This is a genomic window from Streptomyces sp. NPDC059668 (assembly GCF_042734135.1).
Lineage (GTDB): Bacteria > Actinomycetota > Actinomycetes > Streptomycetales > Streptomycetaceae > Streptomyces.
On sequence record NZ_JBHWEL010000001.1, the window covers coordinates 72730 to 87632 of the forward strand.

Below are 14903 nucleotides of genomic sequence, written 5' to 3' on the forward strand. Positions count from 1 at the left end.
TCTACCACCTGTTTGTTTTTCCGCCCTACAACCCTAACCCCCCCGCCCCCACATTGCCCTAGCCCCCCATCCCCAATAACCAGCGCTTTGTTTGATACCCCCCCGGGCCCGGGCGGCCCGGCCCCGGACCGTGTCAGGGTGAAGGTACCCTGCGTGATCCTGAGCGTGATCGGGACCCCCGGGCCCGCGCCGGTCCTACGTCACCCACGGTCGCGCCCGCGAGGTCGGCGGACACCCGCCGGGCCGTCTCGTCCGCCCTCGGCCGTCGCTCCTCGCGGCTCGCGCGAAGGACTCGGGTCCCGCTCCGGCGGAGGACTCGGACACCCTGGCCTTCGAGGCGTCCGGTGTCGCACCCGGCATCGACGCCCCGCCCGTGCGCGCCGTCCCGGGCACCCGCGGCACGGCGGTCTTCGGGACCGGCACCGGGCACCGTGCGGATCAGGGTGGTCGACCCCTGCTTGCGCACCACTGGATCCGATCGGCGCCGGCCCCCCAACCGGCCCTCACCGCGGTGCCCTTGACCTGCGGTGACTTCCTGGCACGGGGGCGCGCTGCCGACGTCCGCGCGGGAATGCCATTGCCGTATGCGCCGCAGGATGCTGGAGTGAGCCCATGGATCACGTTGCGGTACTGGCCCTTTTCGACCGGGACATGCGGGAGGACGCGCGACCCGACGGCCCGGGGGCCCGGGTCGAGCGCGTCGACAAGGTGGTGCGCCAGGTCGGGGCGGAGCACGGCTGGAACGGGGTGATCTGGTCGGATCTGGACGGCCCGGGGGCCGACGCGGCCATCGCCGACCAGGTGCGGTACTTCGCCAAGCTCGGCCGGGAGTTCGAGTGGAAGCTGTACGGTCACGACAAGCCGGAGAACCTCGGACAGCGTCTGCGGGACGCGGGGTTCGTCGCGCAGCCCGAGGAGACGCTGATGATCGCCGAGCTGGGCGATCTGGCGCTCGACGCCCAACCGCCCGAGGGCGTACGGCTTCTGCCCGTCACCGACCGTGCGGGCGTGGACCTCGTCGCGGACGTCCACGAACAGGCCTTCGGTACCGACAGCACCCGGATGCGCCACCAACTGCTGGCCCAGCTCACCGGTGACGAGGACAACGTGGTGGCGGTCGTCGCTCTCGCCGGCGACGAGCCGGTCAGCGCGGCCCGCATGGAGATGGTGCCCGGAGCCCGCTTCGCCGGTCTGTGGGGCGGTGGCACGGTCGAGTCCTGGCGCGGCCGGGGCATCTATCGTGCCCTCGTCGCCCACCGTGCGCGGGTGGCAGCCGAACGCGGCTACCGGTACGTCCAGGTCGACGCCTCCAGCCAGAGCCGCCCGGTCCTCGCCCGCCTGGGCTTCCAGCCGCTGACCACGACGACGCCGTACGTCCACGAGTAGGGCCACCGGCCGTGCGGCGGGCCGGAGTCCCGCCGTCTCCTCGTGCCATGTCCGGCTCGCCGGTGCCGGGACGGGCCGTCGCGGCGCCGGGCCGCTCGGTCGTCCGTGCCCGGCCGTTCACTTCGGCCCGCGGGCTTTCGACCGGTACCGGCAAGGACGGCCGAGGGACCGGCGTTCGTATTTCGGATGAGCCGCGCGCGGCTCATCCGGCCCGTGCCGCCGGGACGGCCGCGTCCGTGAGGCGACGGTCGGACCCGGGGCCGGTCGACGGTGTGACCGGCGCGGCACGGTCTCCGCGTGGGTTCCGCGGGCGGGGGTGAGGCCCGCGGAACCCCTGTGTCACGCTCCGGACCCCGCACGGAGATTGCGCGGGCCTACCGGATCGGGGCAGTGCGCCGACGCCCACCCGCCCCGCGCGTCAGCGGCGCACCTTCACCCGGTCGAGCGCCGCGACGCCCACCGCCGCGACGGCGATCTGTATGAACCACTCGATCCAGTCCGGACCCTTGGTGTCGGCCACGCCGAACGCGGAGGCGATCCCCGCGCCGATGAACGCGGCGACGATGCCGACGACGATCGTCCACAGGATGCCGATGTGCTGGCGCCCCGGGACGACCAGCCGGCCCAGTACGCCGATGATGATGCCGATGACGATGGCACTGATGATGCCTGAGATCTCCATGTCCGCCCCTTCGAGTCCGAACCCCTGCAGTTAGGGGTGTTCCCGCTGCGGGCGCAGACAGTCCGTCCCACTTCTCGGCCGTCCCCGATCCGGCCCTACGGGCTTCTGTGCAGTGGAGGTGATTGCCATGTACCGTTCAATAATCTGTCGCGCGGAAGACGGTCGATCTCCGTTCTACGCGCGGAGACTTGGGCGCCCCGCACCGCCTCTCCCCACCCCATGGAGGTTCGCCGGATGCTTGGATTCAGAACGTCCCCCCACAGACTGGCCTCGGCACTGGCCGTGTTCGGACTGGTCGCCGCGGGCGCGGCCGTCCAGGCCTCCGGGCCCGCCGCCGCGGCGACCCCGCACCGCGTCCTGTTCGACAACGGCCACGCCGAGACCGCGGGCAACGCCGACTGGGTCATCTCCACCAGCCAGCCCGACCCGTTGGGCCAGGATTCCTCGCCGTCGTCCGAGACCGACTGGACCGGGGCCCTGTCCTCCTGGGGCGTGGCCCTGCAGAAGACCGGCGCCTACAGCCTCAAGACATTGCCCTCGGGCTCCAGTCTCGCCTACGGCGGTTCGGCCGCGACCGACCTGTCGAAGTTCGACGAGTTGGTGCTCCCGGAACCCAACACGCTCTTCACCACCGCCGAGAAGACGGCGATCATGACGTTCGTGAAGAACGGCGGCGGCCTCTTCATGGTCTCCGACCACACCGGCGCCGACCGCAACAACGACGGCTACGACGCGGTCGAGATCTTCAACGACCTGATGACCAACAACAGCGTCGACTCCACGGACCCGTTCGGCTTCTCGATCGACACGCTCGACGTCGCCTCCGGATACCCGGCGGCCATCAGTGACAGCACCGACCCCGTCCTGCACGGTTCGTTCGGCAACGTCACCAAGAGCCTGATCGCCGACGGCACCACGGCCACCCTCAAGCCGTCCGACAACTCCGCCGTCAAGGGACTCGTCTACCGCAGCGGTTACTCCGGCAACACCGGCGCGTTCTTCGCCACCAGCACCTTCGGCAGCGGCAAGGTCGCCTTCTGGGGCGACAGTTCGCCGATCGACGACGGAACCGGTTCGTCGGGCAACACGCTGTACGACGGCTGGAACGACACCGGTGCCACGAACGCCGCACTCGCCCTGAACGCCACCGCGTGGCTCGCCGGCTCCGGCAGTGGCAGCGGCGGAGGCGGTGGGGGAGGCACCTGCACCGCCGCCCAACTGCTCGCCAACCCCGGCTTCGAGTCCGGCAGCGGCTCTTGGACCGCCAGCAGTGGTGTGATCACCAACAGCAGCGGCGAGGCCGCCCGCACCGGCTCGTACAAGGCCTGGATGGACGGCTACGGATCGGCCCACACCGACACGCTCGCCCAGACGGTCACCGTTCCGTCCGGCTGCGCCGCCACCCTGAACTTCGCTCTCCACGTGGACACGGCCGAGACGACCACCACCACCGCGTACGACACCCTCAAGGCCCAGGTCCTGAACAGCGGTGGCACGGTCCTGTCGACGCTCGCCACGTACTCGAACCTCAACGCCGCGTCCGGCTACACGCTGCGCAGTTTCAACCTGTCCGCCTACGCGGGGCAGACGGTCACGGTCAAGTTCACCGGTACCGAAGGCTCCACGCTTCAGACGTCGTTCGTCCTCGACGACACGGCGCTCAACGTGAGCTGACGGCGAGCCGCACGGGTGGAAGGGGCGTGCCCGGGAACGGGCCCGCCCCTTCCACCCTTCGTCAGGCCGCCGGGACGGTCGTCTCCGGCGTGTTCCACCCCGAGATCCGGATCCTCGGCGCCGAGCCGCGCAGGTCCGCGGTCCGGTAGGTGGCGGTCAGGGTCGCCGACTCGCCGGGCCACAGGCTGACCTGGTTGTCGGACCACCGGACCGGCAGCACGGGCCGCCCCTTCGCGTCCACCAGATGCGCGTCGGTGAGCAGCGACGGCGTCCTCCCTGCCCGGGGGCCGCGTACCGTGACGGTGGTCGTGGAGGTTCCGCCGGGTCCGGTCGTGGTCGAAGCCGTCGCCGAGACCGGCACCCGTGCCATGGACCCGAGTCCCCTGAGGTCCGCGTAGGCCGTCGTCGGTGTGTGGTACCAGTCCGTGTGGGCCCAGTCGAGGGTGTCGGCCCGGGTGGAGAGCCAGTACACGTTGCGGCTCACGGTCCTGCCCCGGGAGTCGGTGAGGACCAGTCGCGCGAGGTACGTCGTCGACAGACCGCCGACCGAGGCGGGCACGGTGAGCGCGGTGCTGCGCGCGCCGTCACCGGCCACCTCCACTCCGCTCGCCGTCCGGTCGTACTTCCGGGTGCCGTCGGTGTCGAAGAGCGTGACCCGGGCGGTGAGTCCGGCGGCGGCCGTGTGCCGGCGGTTCACGACGACGACCGAGCGGTTGTCGTAGGAGTACTGGACGTGCAGCGGCTCGTTCGCCTTCTTCGCGCCGAAGTACGCCCCGCCCTGGTCGAGGTACCGGTCCGTCAACTGCCAGTGCAGCGAGGTCCATCCGCTGTTGAACATCCAGTAGATGAGTCCGGTCGAGGGCTTCGAGGGGTCGGTGGCGTTGCGTCCGTAGGCCTCGAACTGGGCGCGCACGGTCTCGTACTGGGCGAGCTGGGCCTTGCGCACGTAGTCCGCGAGGCCCGTCGGCGGGCCGTAGCGACCGGCCAGGGCGGCGTCGTAGATCTTGAGGGTGCCGAAGGTCGCCGACGGTGAGCGGTGGTACTGCCGGGCGTCCGGGTCCTTCCAGAGGGTGTCGAGTTCGGCGGGGGACATCATGCGGCGCAGGGTGTCGAGGGTGGGGATGTCGGGGCCCGCGCTGGTCTCGGAGTTGAAGCCGGTGGCACCGCCCTCGCGCTTGGCGTACCAGTAGCCCGGCGGGACCCAGTCGTAGGGGCCCGTCATCTTCATGCCCGAACGGCCGCTGACGGGAGCGGAGTTGTCGGAGGCGGCCGCGACCACGGGGGTCGGCCAGTCGGCGGCCCGGAGGGCGTCGAGGTAGGTCTTCTCGATCGTCGCGTCCGGTGCGAAGTCGCTGCCGATGAGGAAGGAGACGACGCTCGGGTGATCGCGCAGCCGGGCGGCCTCCGCGGCCATCGACGCCTTGGCGATCGGGTAGTCCGCGGCGGTCCAGGGGTCGCCCGGCTCGTCGCCGTTGACGTTCCCCTCCCACTTGTCGCAGCACTCCCAGCCGGGCAGCGTGAGGACGCCGTACCGGTCGGCGAGGGCGAAGAACTCGTCCGGTTCGAGGTGCCCTTCCAGGCGGATGGTGTTGAGGCCCAGGTCGAGCGCGTACTTCAGCCGGTCCTCCACGTACGTCCGGTCCCAGCGCAGGAACTCGTCGGGGGACCAGCCGCCGCCCCTGATCAGCAGCTTGCGGCCGTTGATGCTGTACTGCCGGGCGCCGTCGGCGTCGAGCGGGGCCTTCACGTCGCGGACGCCGAAGTCCTCGTGCGCGGTGTCGGAGACGGTGCCGGCGACGGTGGCGCTCAGACCGAGGCGGTACAGCGGCTGCCCGCCCATGCCCGCGGGCCACCACACCTTCGGAGCGTCCAGGTGCAGCCCGGGGGAGTCCGCGGCGGTGAACGTCACGGTCCTCGTCTCGTGCGCGCGGAGCGAGAGGGTTCTCCTGAAGGCCGCCGTCGAGCCGACGGTGCCGGAGACCGTCGTGGTGACGGCGGTGGACGAGTCGTTGCGCACCCGCGCCTTCACGGTCAGGTCGGCGGAGGCGAGCGAGGGGACGGCGAGCCTGCTCACGACGTGCGCGTCGCGGAGCGCGACCCGGCCCCCGCGACGGACGAGGACGTCACGCACGATGCCCATGTTCTCGTCGGGCGGCGGCTGGATCCAGTCGATCCAGCCCATGGTGAGGTTCTGGTCCGGCCGGTTGGGCCGGATGCGGAACGCGACCGTGTTCGTGCCCGCCCGTACCAGCGAGGTGATGTCGAGTTCGTGGTGGGTGTAGGCCCCCGCCACCTTCGTCGCGTCCGCGACGCGTTCGCCGTTGACGTACACGTCGGCGGCCGAGATCACTCCGCTGAAGTCCAGATGACTGCGCTCGGTGGTGTCGCCGACCGTGAAGTCCGCGCGGTACCACCAGGGCACGGTGAAGTCGGCCTTCGGGATGCGCTGTTGGTCGGTCGAGTAGAACGGGTCCGCGTACACGCCGTCCGCGAGCAGCGCCGCGAGGACCGTGGACCGCGAGCCGGCCGGATACCAGCCGGTGGCCGGATAGCCGGGGCTGGAGACGTCGGCCGCGGAGTCCGTGACCTTGGCCGTCGACTGGATCGCGTAACCGGCGAGGGCGGTGGTGGTGCCCGCCGCGGACGGCACCGGGGTGGCACGGGCGGCCGTGGCGGTGGCCGCTCGGGTGTCGTGGGCCCCTGCCCACGCGCTCGTCGAGAGGGTGCCCAGGAGGGCGAGGACGACGGCGGCCGTGGCCAGGCGCCGACCGGGGGCAGAGCGGTCGAACACGGTGGTCTCCTTTGGGGGTGGGGGATCATCCGCGCTACGGCACTGCAAGTTAGGAAACTTTACTAACTGGGCCCACAAGCTAGGTCGCCGAGTCGGTGGTGTCAATCAGCCGGGCGCCGCGGACCCGGTGATCAGGAGGCCGACCGCCGGTCGAAGACCACGTCCCGGGCCGTCCCCAGCGCCGTGGCCACCGCGCCGAGCAGCACCGCGTCCTCGCCCAGCCGGCTGGGCACGATCTTCGGCCGCAGCGGTGTGAGCGTGCGCAGGGTCTCGCGCACGGGCCGCAGCAGCAGGTCGATGCTGTGGCCCACCCCGCCGCCCAGCACGACCAGATCGGGATCGAGCACCGCCGCCGCTGCCGCCACCGTGTGCGCGATCCGCTCGCCCTCCAGGTGGACGGCGCGCACGGCCGCCGGATGACTCTCGCGCGCCGCGTCGAAGACGGCCTTCGCGGTGAGCTGTCCGGTCATGCCGAAGTGCCGGGCCGCCTCGACCACGGCCACGCCCGACACCGCGTCCTCCAGCGTCTCCGGCTTCTGCTGCCCGGGCCAGGGCAGGAACCCGATCTCCCCGGCGCCGCCGTGCGCCCCGGTGAACAGCCGCCCCTCGCTGACCACGCCCATGCCGAGTCCGGTGCCGATCATGATGTAGGCGAAGAGCCGGCTGCCCGCGCCGACGCCGTACGTGTACTCGCCGAGCGCCGCGAGATTGGCGTCGTTGTGCACCTCCAGGGGGATGCCCAGCATCTCGCGCATCCGGTCGAACAGCCCCGCCCGGCCCCAGCCCGGAAGGTGCATCGCGTACCGCACCCGGCGCTGTTTCTCGTCGTACACGCCCGGTGTGCCCACCACCGCGTGGGCCACCTCGTCCGTGCCGAGGCCGGAGTTGGCGACGACCTGGCGGGCGGTGGCGACCACGAGGTCGGCCATCGCCCCCGAACTGCGTGCCCGGTTGCGCACGTCGGCCCGCGCGACAACGGCGCCGTCCAGATCCGCGAGCGCCACCCGCAGCCAGCCGCGGCCGATGTCGATACCGAGCGCGTGGCCGGCCGCGGGGTCCGGGGCGTAGAGGACCGCCACCCGGCCGCGTTCCGGGGCGTGCGTGCCGACCTCGTGGACCAGCCCGGCCTCCTCCAGCGCGGCGAGCGCGCTGGAGACCGTCGGCTTCGACAGCCCTGTCTCGCGGGCGAGTTGGGCTCGCGACGCGGGACCGCCTGCGCGCAACCGGTCGAGCAGCAGTCGCTCGTTGGTGCTGCGCAGCCGTCGGCGGTTCCAGGGCTGTTCGGGCTGCTCGGTGGCGTCGCGGGCGGACATCGCTCCATTCTCACGCATTCATGACACCCCCTTGACGCATCTAGTAAGGCTCCTTAACTTTATCGCCCAGTCAGCCTCGCCGGGCGAGCCGAGGAGAGCCCAGCGCCGGCCGGTCACCCGCCGCCCCTGATCCGTCGGCCGCCATCCGGGCCGTTCCCGTACGTCGTCCCACTCCCGTTCGTCCCGATCACAGGAGGCCCCATGTCCGGCAGCCCGCCACCCACCGGCGGTTTCGTCCGCCGCGTCGGCCTGTTCCAGGCCACCGCCATCAACATGAGCCAGATGTGCGGGATCGGTCCGTTCGTGACGATCCCGCTGATGGTCGCCGCGTTCGGCGGCCCCCAGGCGATCATGGGCTTCGTCGCGGGTGCGGTGCTGGCCCTCGCGGACGGCCTCATCTGGGCCGAACTCGGCGCCGCCATGCCCGGTTCCGGCGGCAGTTACGTGTATCTCCGCCAGGCTTTCCAGTACCGCTCCGGACGACTGATGCCGTTCCTGTTCGTCTGGACGGCCATGCTCTTCATCCCGCTGATCATGTCCACCGGCGTGGTCGGCTTCGTCCAGTACCTGGGATATCTGGCCCCCGACATGGGGAAGACCACCGGGGACCTGGTCGGCCTCGGCGTCATCCTCCTCGTCGTCCTGCTCCTGTGGCGCGGCGTCGAGCACATCGCGCGGATCACGGCCGTCATGTGGGCCGTCATGATCACTTCGGTGCTCCTGGTCATCGTCGCCGCGGCCACCGACTTCAGCGCCCACCTGGCCTTCACCTACCCGGCGCACGCCTTCGAGCTGACCAGCAGTCACTTCTGGGTCGGGTTCGCCGCCGGTCTGACCATCGGCATCTACGACTACCTGGGTTACAACACCACCGCGTACATGGGCGCCGAGATCAAGGACCCGGGCCGTACCCTGCCCCGTTCCATCATCTTCTCCATCCTCGGCATCATGGCGATCTACCTCCTGCTCCAGATCGGCACGCTCGGCGTCGTCGACTGGCACCGGATGACCGACCCCGGCGACATCGCCTCCACCTCGGTGGCCTCGGCCGTCCTGGAGGAGACCTGGGGCAAGGGCGCCGCCGACACGGTCACCGTCCTCATCCTCATCACCGCGTTCGCCTCAGTCTTCACCGGTCTGCTGGGCGGCTCGCGCGTCCCGTACGACGCCGCCCGCGAACGCGTCTTCTTCCGCCCCTACGCGAAACTGCACCCACGGCACCGCTTCCCGATGCTGGGCCTGGCGACCATGGGCGTCATCACCGCGATCGGCTTCCTCATCGGCCGGCACACCGACCTGGCGACCCTGATCCTGCTCCTCACCACGGTCATGGTGATCGTCCAGGCACTGGCCCAGATCGTCGCCCTCTCGGTGCTGCGCCGACGCCAACCGGCGCTGCGGCGCCCGTACAAGATGTGGCTCTACCCGATCCCGAGTCTCATCGCGCTGGTCGGCTGGCTCACCATCTACGGCTACGCGGACAAGAACTCCCCGGGCCGCCATCCCATCGAATGGTCCCTCGCCTGGCTCGCGCTCGGCTGCGTCGCCTTCGTGGTCTGGGCACGGCTGGAGAAGGTGTGGCCCTTCGGGCCGAAGGAGATCTCGGAGGAGTATCTGACCGGGCCGGCACCGGACGTGGAGCCGGCCGTCACCTGAGCGAGCACCCGCTCCGGCCGCCGTCCCGTCACCGTCCACCGGCCGGACGACGGGACCGCGGCCGGCCGGGCACCACCGTCCGGTCGGCCGCTCTCCGCCACCGAGGTGGCACCAGGTCCGCAGGACGGCCTCCCGCCTCTTCGAGGTCCGGTGCCACCGGGACGTCGTCCGTGCGGACGACGACCCGGTGGTACCGGCGATCCCTCGCCCCCCGCGTCGCCGTCCTCGACGCGCGACACCGCACGGCGGGCGCGGTGTGTGGGGTGGAAGGCGTCGTCCGCCATGAGCCGTACCGCCCCGGCGGCCGGCTCCCGTCGCCGGTGGACGGACCCGATCCCATGGGCGAGTTGGACGTCATGTGCGGCGACGGCGCAGCGGAACGTGCCGGGTCCGGTCGCGCCGTACGACGACCCCGGGACCGGCAGTCGGACGCCGGTCGCGTCGCCGTTCGGCACCGGGGCCCCGCGGGACCTTGCCCGCCCGCCCACCGCGCCCTCGCGCGACTCCCCGTATCCCGTACCACGCGCCCCGCCGCCCGACCACGTGCCCCGCCCGCGGTCACCCGGTCCCGGTGCCGGTCCCCGCGGACGCCAGGTACGGGCTCGGGTTCCGTGCGCACCGCAGCGCCGCGCGGATCGCGTCCGCCGGATCCCCCTCGTGGTAGATCCGCTCCGACGGCTCGATGCCGTCCAGGAACTCCTGGTAGCGGACGGCGTACGTGAGCTGTCCGAGCGGTTCGGCCAGGGCGAGGGCGCGCGCCGGGTCACTCGCGGGCAACCGGGCCTTCCAGGCGTCGGTCCAGGCGCGGGCGGCCGTCGCGCGGAGGGGCTCGGGGAGGAAGTGATGGGCACGCAGACCGTCCAGGACGGGATGACCCCAGTGCGCGTCGGCGAAGTCCACGACGACCGGCGGCCCTCCGTCGCTGCGCCAGTTCCCCGGGTGGAAGTCACCGTGCACCAGTGTGTCGGGCAGACCGCACTCGGCGAGCCGCTCCCAGCGCCGCGTCAACTCCCGTGCCGCGAGCAGTTCCTGTCGGGACAGCTCCCCGGAGGCCGGTCCGTCCAGCAGGGCGTGGACCGCGCTGACGAGCCCCGGTGCACGCCGGTCCGGGACACCGGACGCGGACCACCGCCCGTCCCCGGCAGCGGAGGGTGACAGCCCGTCCCCGGCAGCGGAGGGTGACAGCCCGTCCCCGGCACCGGAGGGTGAAAGTCCGACCCCGGAACCAGAGGGTGCCGGCCCCTCCCCGGAACCCGGCACGACCGGACCCTCCGCGCGGTCCGACGGCGGCGGGGCTTCCCCGAGACAGACGGGACCCTGCTCCGCGAGCGCCGCCTGCGCGGCCACGAAGCGCTCCATGGCCGCGCCGACCGTCGCGGCGGAGGGCTGCCAGCAGTCCACGCCGGGGACGTGCTCCATCAGGATGCGCCGCTCGCCGGAAGCGAGAAGCACCGGGACCAGACCGGTGTCGACCCGCGCGAACGCGGTGATGACGGCCGCCTCGTCGGCGGCGAAGCGCGGGGTCGCCTTGAGCCAGACCGGGCCGCGCGCGGTGGGCAGCCGGAAGAGGCCCGCCAGGTTCCACGTGCGGCGCTGCTCCACCGGACCGGTCACCGGCCGCCCCGTCGCGGCCAGTGTCTCCTCGGCCCAGCCGAGCAGTGCGCGCAGACCGTCCGCCCGCGCCCAGGGTGACCGGAACACCTCGTCGCCGTCCAACAGGCGTGGTGCGACCGCCCGTCGGTCCAGGACGCCGCGCGCCGGACGCCCCAACGCCTCGACGTGGTAGGTCACATGACCGTCCCGGCCGCCGTCACCCCCGTCGACGTCCAGCAGACGCAGCACCAGCACGGGGACGCCGAGCAGTCTCTCCAGCCGGTCGACGACCGGTGCCGTCTCGGACCACCAGGGGATGTCCACCGGGAACGGCCCCACGCCCCCGAGCACCTCGTCACCCGCACTGACCCACGCACTCACCGTTCTCGTCACGCCGACAGTGTGGGCGCGGCGGAGGGCCACGGCGAGCGAATATCGGGCCGGATCCGCGTACGCCGGAGGGGGAGCGGAGCCGATGGCCGCGGCCCGTCACCGCGGGTCCGACCTTCCCCCGTCGGACCGCATCGGGCACTCCGCTCCCCCTCCTTCCCCCGTCCCCCCGGGCCCGGTGGTCTCTTCCGGTCTCCGGCGCGGACCGCCGTGGATCCCGTCCACGGCCGCGCATCCGGAGACCGTTCGTCACCCGTCGCCGCGCGGGCGGGTCCCGGCCGTGGGCCGGCGCTTCGCCGACGAGCCGGCCCACCCGCGCGCGTACGGACTTCCGGGCCGGAGCGCCCCCCGCGCGCCCCGGACCGAAACCTCCCTGTGCCGGGTCCGGAACCCGGTCGCACAGGACGTCACCGGCGCGCCGGTCGCCGCGGGGGAGCGGCTGCCGGATCGCACCTCGTCGGCCCGGAGCCGACGTCTCCACGACCGTGGAAGCTCTCGCACGGCCCTCAGCCCTCCCCACCGGACTCGGTGAAGACGAACGGTTCAAGGAGCCGCCGGTCCGCCGCCCGGTATCCCGGGCACACCACGAAGGTGACGGGGCGGCCCGCCTCGCAGGAGAGCCAGAGCGCGTGCTCCCGAGGGTCCGCCACGGTGCCGGGCTCGACCGAGAAGTCGAAACGGCTGGCATAGCCGCTCCCGTTCATGGCCCGGGACAGGTTCGCCGCCTCCGCGCCCACCCGCTCCAGCAGCCTCTGGTGCTGCTGGTCGAGCCCCACCCGCCCGGTGTCGGTGACGATGCGGGTCAGCTCGTCGAGGTCGGGATCCCCCACCCCGTCGTGCTCCTCCGGCCCGAAGAGCGCCAGGCACAAACGGCGGATCAACTCGGCCTGACGGCGCACGACATCACGGGGCCGCTCCGCCGCCAGCCGGGGCTGGATCAGATCCGGCATCCGCTGCGTGTACAACGCCTTGAGCCGGTTCGCGAGTTCGTAGTGGACGAGGAAGTCCTCCCGGGTGAGGTCGGTGCGCTCCTCCACCTGGGCGACACGCACCAGGTCGAGCACCTCGCTCAACTCGGCGAGCAGACGGCGGGTGTCGGCGACGGTGTTCTCCAGAACCAGAGCCCGCTCGTCCACGTCCTCGTGACGCACGGTCAGCTCCGTGAGCCGGTCGCCGAGCGGACCGAACCCGGCCAGCGTGTCCCGAAGCCGGGTGTCGAAGCCCCTCATCCGACGCTCCACCCGGTCGGCCCACTCGCCCATCTCGGCCCGTGTCCGCGCACGGACGGCGGTCCGTTCGGCCTCCGCGTCCGCCTCCAGCTTCCGGACCCGGGCCTCCAGCGCCTCCATGCCGTCCAGCCTGACCGTCAGCTGCTTCCATTCGGACTGCGGGATCAGGAAGGCCGTCTCCTCCTCCACGGGGCGCGGGCCGCCCACGGCGGGACGTTCGCCGGACCCGCCCCGGCCGGCCTGCGCGGGTTCGGCCTTGTGGCGGTTGAAGAACACGGTTCCTCCCTCGGGGTGTCCGGCCATGGCTACATCCGGTCGAAGTCGACGGAGACCCGGCTGGTCTCCTCGGTGGCCGGGTCGAACACCTCGACCCGGAGTTCACTGGCGCCGAAGTAGAAGAGCAGCATCACGGCGCGCTCGCGCAGCGGCCTGCCGACGGTGCTGCTCAGGTCGACGGTCAGCCGGCCGATCTCCTCGCACCCGTCCTCGTCGACGTACCGGGGGTCGGGCTCGGCCGTGCGGTACAGGTCCACGTCCAGATGGTGCTGGTCCTCACGGACCGGCACGATCCGGAAGGGATAGGCGTCCTTCACCCGCACGCCGTCCATGCGGCGCACGGCGATACCGAAGCGGCCGACGCACAGCACGTCGCCCTCGTCGTCGCGGTACATGCGCATCGTGGAGTCCACGCCCTCCTCGAAGGGCTTGGCCGTCTCGAACCCGTACGTGTACTTGGCCTGCCGGGAGACGAACACGTCGGGCCGGTAGGCGAAGTGGACGGCGCCCTCCAGGACCGCGAGGGCCGGATCGGGTGGCACCAGGATGCGGTGCCGCCCGCCGAAGCGGGCGCGCATCCGTTCGCGCAGCCACTCGGACCGGGCGAAGCCGCCCACCAGGAGCAGGGTCTCGGGCTCGGAACCAGGGCCGCCGGTCCGCGCGATGGTGGCCAGCTGCTCCGCGACCTTGTCCAGGATGCCGTCCACCGTCTCGTCGAGCAGTCCCTCCACCTCGTCGGGCGGGAGGACGATCTGCCGGGGCAGCCCGCCGGCGTCCCTGGTCAGCCGCGCCCGCACCGGCCCTTCGAGGAGGTTCCACACGACGCCCGGAACCTCGATGCGCACCGGATCCAGCACGTGCGCGACCGAGGAGGCGTCCTGCTCGACCTCCACCGTGCGCTTGGCGTGCTCCCACTGCCGGGACATCCGCAACAGCTCGCCAGGGTGGTCGCGTTCGATGCGCTTCAGGACCGCCGGCCCGAACCGTTCGCCGAGCGTCGTGTCCCGGAACGCCTGGTTGACGTACTCGGAACCGAGGTGTCCACCGGTGGCGAGGCCGATCTCGCGCAGCGCGATCGACGGCCCGGCCCCGCTGTCCGACTCGTAGGCCGTGATGTCGACGGTGCCGCCGCCGCAGTCGATCACCACGAACCGGAACCCGTCGAGATGCAGGGGCAGCCGGGCAGGTCCGGACCGCGCCGTGTCCGCGTCCGTCATCCGCAAGTAGCAGTACAGCGCGGCGGCCTCGGGCTCGATGGCCAGCAGCAGGCGCTCCGGGTCGTCGGGGAACCCCGCATCGACCGCCGCCCGCCGCATCACCGCCTTGCCCTCGTCGTCCCAGATCGCGGGGACCGTGATGCACCAACGGACCTCTCGCTCCGTGTACTTCATCCCCCTGATCTCCGCCATCGCCAGCTCGCGGATCTCCTTGAGGTAGGCGGTGGTCAGTTCCCGCACCCGGCCCCGGTCGCCGAGGTCGACGAAACCGCCCACCGTCGGCATGTCCGACATCGTGCCGCCGCTCTGCCACGCAGTCTTGAAGGCGTAGGCGTACCCGAGTCCGTCGGCCTCTCCCTTGGCGAGGGCGTCGGCCCACAGACCGTGGGCGCGGTGGCCCCAGGCGACCGTCTCGCCCCCGGCGGACAGCAGGATCGCGGTGAGGTTCTTCGGGTAGTCCAGCTGGCGGCCGGGGAACCGCGTGAAGAACTGGACCCTCCTGGTGCGCGGATCGTCGTTCCGCGGAGTCCTCACCGCCCAGGCGAAGCCGGTGCCATGGGTGCCGAAGTCGACCGCCGCCACCACTTTGGGACCTTCCCCACCCATGCCCGAGGCTCCTGTCTGCCGGTGTCCGCGCGCTTGCTCCCTGTAAGCTCGCTGACACACAGACTGGTGGGTTTCCGCGCCAACGCGGAG

Annotated in this window: 9 protein-coding genes; 3 read left to right on the forward strand and 6 right to left on the reverse strand. The window is 71.9% G+C overall.

Features of this window, described 5'->3' with window-relative positions:
* Positions 1–612 precede the first annotated feature (612 nt).
* Positions 613–1386 carry a GNAT family N-acetyltransferase gene (locus tag ACFV2J_RS00305; RefSeq protein WP_385097540.1) on the forward strand — a complete coding sequence of 258 codons (774 nt, stop codon included), beginning with the start codon at positions 613–615 and terminating at the stop codon, positions 1384–1386.
* A 418-nt stretch (positions 1387–1804) separates the two neighbouring features.
* Here ACFV2J_RS00305 and ACFV2J_RS00310 read toward each other — a convergent pair whose 3' ends face one another.
* Positions 1805–2068, reverse strand: coding sequence for a GlsB/YeaQ/YmgE family stress response membrane protein (locus tag ACFV2J_RS00310; RefSeq protein WP_168526278.1), 264 nt, complete (start codon positions 2066–2068; stop codon positions 1805–1807).
* Positions 2069–2302: 234 nt separating this feature from the next.
* On the opposite strand from ACFV2J_RS00310, the gene ACFV2J_RS00315 reads away from it, so the two are divergent.
* Positions 2303–3742, forward strand: a complete 1440-nt coding sequence (locus tag ACFV2J_RS00315; protein ID WP_385436739.1) for a hydrolase — start codon at positions 2303–2305, stop codon at positions 3740–3742.
* Between the two features lie 61 nt (positions 3743–3803).
* On the opposite strand, the gene ACFV2J_RS00320 is transcribed toward ACFV2J_RS00315, so the two are convergent.
* Entirely contained in the window at positions 3804–6533 is a 2730-nt protein-coding gene (locus ACFV2J_RS00320) for a sugar-binding domain-containing protein (RefSeq protein WP_385436741.1), read from the reverse strand.
* 131 nt (positions 6534–6664) lie between these two features.
* On the reverse strand, positions 6665–7846 hold the full coding sequence (locus ACFV2J_RS00325) for an ROK family protein (RefSeq protein ID WP_385097082.1): 1182 nt from the start codon (positions 7844–7846) through the stop codon (positions 6665–6667).
* A 201-nt stretch (positions 7847–8047) separates the two neighbouring features.
* Here ACFV2J_RS00325 and ACFV2J_RS00330 point away from each other — a divergent pair, with 201 nt between their 5' ends.
* Positions 8048–9502 carry an APC family permease gene (locus ACFV2J_RS00330; protein ID WP_385097076.1) on the forward strand — a complete coding sequence of 485 codons (1455 nt, stop codon included), beginning with the start codon at positions 8048–8050 and terminating at the stop codon, positions 9500–9502.
* A gap of 558 nt (positions 9503–10060) precedes the next feature.
* Here ACFV2J_RS00330 and ACFV2J_RS00335 read toward each other — a convergent pair.
* From ACFV2J_RS00335 to ACFV2J_RS00345, 3 genes are all read right to left on the reverse strand, one after another.
* Positions 10061–11488, reverse strand: a complete 1428-nt coding sequence (locus tag ACFV2J_RS00335; protein ID WP_385093674.1) for an aminoglycoside phosphotransferase family protein — start codon at positions 11486–11488, stop codon at positions 10061–10063.
* Positions 11489–11991: 503 nt separating this feature from the next.
* The gene (locus ACFV2J_RS00340) at positions 11992–12990 is read right to left on the reverse strand and encodes a hypothetical protein (RefSeq protein WP_385093677.1); all 999 of its coding nucleotides are present in this window, start codon (positions 12988–12990) and stop codon (positions 11992–11994) included.
* Between the two features lie 29 nt (positions 12991–13019).
* Positions 13020–14813 carry an Hsp70 family protein gene (locus ACFV2J_RS00345; RefSeq protein ID WP_385093680.1) on the reverse strand — a complete coding sequence of 598 codons (1794 nt, stop codon included), beginning with the start codon at positions 14811–14813 and terminating at the stop codon, positions 13020–13022.
* Positions 14814–14903 lie beyond the last annotated feature (90 nt).

Bases quoted from the DNA above. Each gene is read 5' to 3' on its own strand.
- ACFV2J_RS00315 (WP_385436739.1), top strand. From the start codon at position 2,303: ATGCTTGGATTCAGAACGTCCCCCCACAGACTGGCCTCGGCACTGGCC.
- ACFV2J_RS00310 (WP_168526278.1), bottom strand. From the start codon at position 2,068: ATGGAGATCTCAGGCATCATCAGTGCCATCGTCATCGGCATCATCATC.
- ACFV2J_RS00305 (WP_385097540.1), top strand. From the start codon at position 613: ATGGATCACGTTGCGGTACTGGCCCTTTTCGACCGGGACATGCGGGAG.
- ACFV2J_RS00345 (WP_385093680.1), bottom strand. From the start codon at position 14,813: ATGGGTGGGGAAGGTCCCAAAGTGGTGGCGGCGGTCGACTTCGGCACC.
- ACFV2J_RS00330 (WP_385097076.1), top strand. From the start codon at position 8,048: ATGTCCGGCAGCCCGCCACCCACCGGCGGTTTCGTCCGCCGCGTCGGC.
- ACFV2J_RS00325 (WP_385097082.1), bottom strand. From the start codon at position 7,846: ATGTCCGCCCGCGACGCCACCGAGCAGCCCGAACAGCCCTGGAACCGC.